The following is a 1,954-nucleotide window of genomic DNA, read 5'->3' as shown; positions in this document are numbered from 1 at the left end:
TAGCACTGGTGGCGGATCGGGTAGCAGCAATCAAAAACCCAGTGCTGCRAAAGGAAATTGCCGGTGGCTGCCACCTGTTGGCAGGGCTAGGCTTTTCTCAAGAACTAATCAATGCGTATTTCACCATGGGAATTTTGGATGATTCGGTTACCTATCAAGCAGCTGTTGCGGAATACACCCGCCGRGGCCGACTAGAAGGTGAACAAAGGGGCCGCCAACAGGGTCTCAAGGAAGGTGAACGCCAAGGAGAARAGAGGGGCYTGCAACTTGGGCATAATCAAGGCCTCCAKCAAGAAGCSCAATCTCTAGTGCTGCGCTTATTACYTCGCCGCTGCGGCCAGCTAAGCCATGAACAGGAACTAGCKGTAAGGGCACTACCACTGGAGAAATTAGAAGCACTGGCRRAGGGGGGKTTAGGGGCAAATACCAAGGATTTGCGCCACGATCTCTAGCACTTGCTCTAACTGCTGCGGCTGAATTAAGCCCATCGGATGGGGCTTGGCGTTGCGGGCTTTCCAGTCAAAAGATTTGATCTGATTACAGAGCACAAAACTATGGGCRTCGGGCTTYTCTGGGATTGCCCCCAAATCCACGGCCAAGGATGAGCCGTTGTTGTARGCGGCTGAWGTCATGGCGCAGMCCACCACAAGGCCAACGGTGCGGTGAAAGGAAGMGGTGGAGAGCACTAAAAATGGATGGTGATCCCTCATCTCCCTGCCAGCCTGGGGGTTGTGATCAATCCAGATCACCTCACCCCGTTCTGGCACCCAGCTTTGAGATGCCCTAATGGGTTTCATTCCAGAACTTCTTTACCCACCGGCGGCCAAGCCATTGCTTCCATGGCTTCTGCTGTCATTGGTTTATAGGCCGCCAAGCGTTGCTCCAGAGAAAGATGTTTCTGGGCAGCACGGATAAGTACACCTTCTTCCACAACTGTTAGCTCCACCTCTTGATCTTCTAGAAAATGGGCTTCTCGGGCGATTGCCACCGGTAAACGAACCCCCAGGCTGTTACCCCAGCGCCTGAGCGCCTGCTTTGAAGGGGCGGGTGTCATTTTATAATCYGTATAAACCTAAGTATATCCCTGCGAGTTTCTATTGGGCGCCTSAGCTGATACRAAACTGCCCTTTGTGGGTATTTAAGGARTAGGCGTTGTTTTGCTGGTGGCGATTGATGAATTCTGTAAGCAGTTGGTGCGTTCAAATCCTGCTGCTATGGCCGARTGGCTGCTTGGCGTTTCGGGTGGTGAGGAGCATTCAGAATCGATCGCTCCAGRGTTTTAYTGGCAACTGATCGATACTGAATTGGCAGCAGAAACCCARCGTGCCGACAGCGTGATTTTGCATGCTGGCAGTGCAASAAAACCAAATCAGTTGCTGCATCTGGAATTTCAAAGCCGCCCGGATCGTCAGATGCCGGAAAGGATGCTGGAGTATTGGATCCGGCTATGGCGTTTGCATGGCAAACCGATCCATCAGGTGGTGCTTTACYTGAAAAAAACCAACAGCCCGTTGGTACAGGTAGATCAATTGCAGGTAGGAGACACCCGGCATCGCTATGGGGTGGTGCGGCTGTGGGAACAGGATCCGCAGCCGCTGCTGCAAAACCCAGCGCTGTTGCCCTTGGCCACTTTGGCTCGGCCAACCCCTGAGCACTTAGCACTGGTGGCGGATCGGGTAGCAGCAATCAAAAACCCAGTGCTGCRAAAGGAAATTGCCGGTGGCTGCCACCTGTTGGCAGGGCTAGGCTTTTCTCAAGAACTAATCAATGCGTATTTCACCATGGGAATTTTGGATGATTCGGTTACCTATCAAGCAGCTGTTGCGGAATACACCCGCCGAGGCCGACTAGAAGGTGAACAAAGGGGCCGCCAACAGGGTCTCAAGGAAGGTGAACGCCAAGGAGAAAAGAGGGGCTTGCAACTTGGGCATAATCAAGGCCTCCCTCCAGCAAG

Annotated in this window: 4 protein-coding genes; 2 read left to right on the top strand and 2 right to left on the bottom strand. The window is 53.0% G+C overall.

Features of this window, described 5'->3' with window-relative positions; all coding sequences use genetic code 11:
- Positions 1 to 452: DUF4351 domain-containing protein (locus tag C7K08_RS13745; RefSeq protein ID WP_133165307.1), on the top strand; the 452-nt coding region annotated here is incomplete at its 5' end.
- Here the strand turns inward: C7K08_RS13745 and C7K08_RS13740 are convergent.
- Together C7K08_RS13740 and C7K08_RS13735 are read right to left on the bottom strand one after the other, a co-directional pair.
- Positions 414 to 797, bottom strand: a complete 384-nt coding sequence (locus tag C7K08_RS13740; RefSeq protein WP_106501089.1) for a type II toxin-antitoxin system PemK/MazF family toxin — start codon at positions 795 to 797, stop codon at positions 414 to 416. The genes C7K08_RS13745 and C7K08_RS13740 overlap by 39 nt on opposite strands.
- Positions 794 to 1,054 (bottom strand): AbrB/MazE/SpoVT family DNA-binding domain-containing protein, encoded by a 261-nt coding sequence (locus C7K08_RS13735; RefSeq protein WP_106501088.1) that lies wholly within the window; start codon positions 1,052 to 1,054, stop codon positions 794 to 796. Before C7K08_RS13735 ends, C7K08_RS13740 begins: the two co-directional genes overlap by 4 nt.
- 139 nt (positions 1,055 to 1,193) lie before the next feature.
- Here C7K08_RS13735 and C7K08_RS13730 point away from each other — a divergent pair.
- The coding region (locus C7K08_RS13730) for an Rpn family recombination-promoting nuclease/putative transposase (protein ID WP_206603876.1) at positions 1,194 to 1,954 on the top strand (761 nt) is incomplete at its 3' end.

The sequence above is a fragment of the Synechococcus lacustris str. Tous genome, assembly GCF_003011125.1.
Classification (GTDB): Bacteria; Cyanobacteriota; Cyanobacteriia; order PCC-6307; family Cyanobiaceae; genus Synechococcus_D; species Synechococcus_D lacustris.
The sequence above is the reverse complement of the archived record's forward strand: the minus strand, read 5'-3'. Positions and strand labels throughout refer to the sequence as shown.

Bases quoted from the DNA above. Each gene is read 5' to 3' on its own strand.
- C7K08_RS13735 (WP_106501088.1), bottom strand. From the start codon at position 1,054: ATGACACCCGCCCCTTCAAAGCAGGCGCTCAGGCGCTGGGGTAACAGC.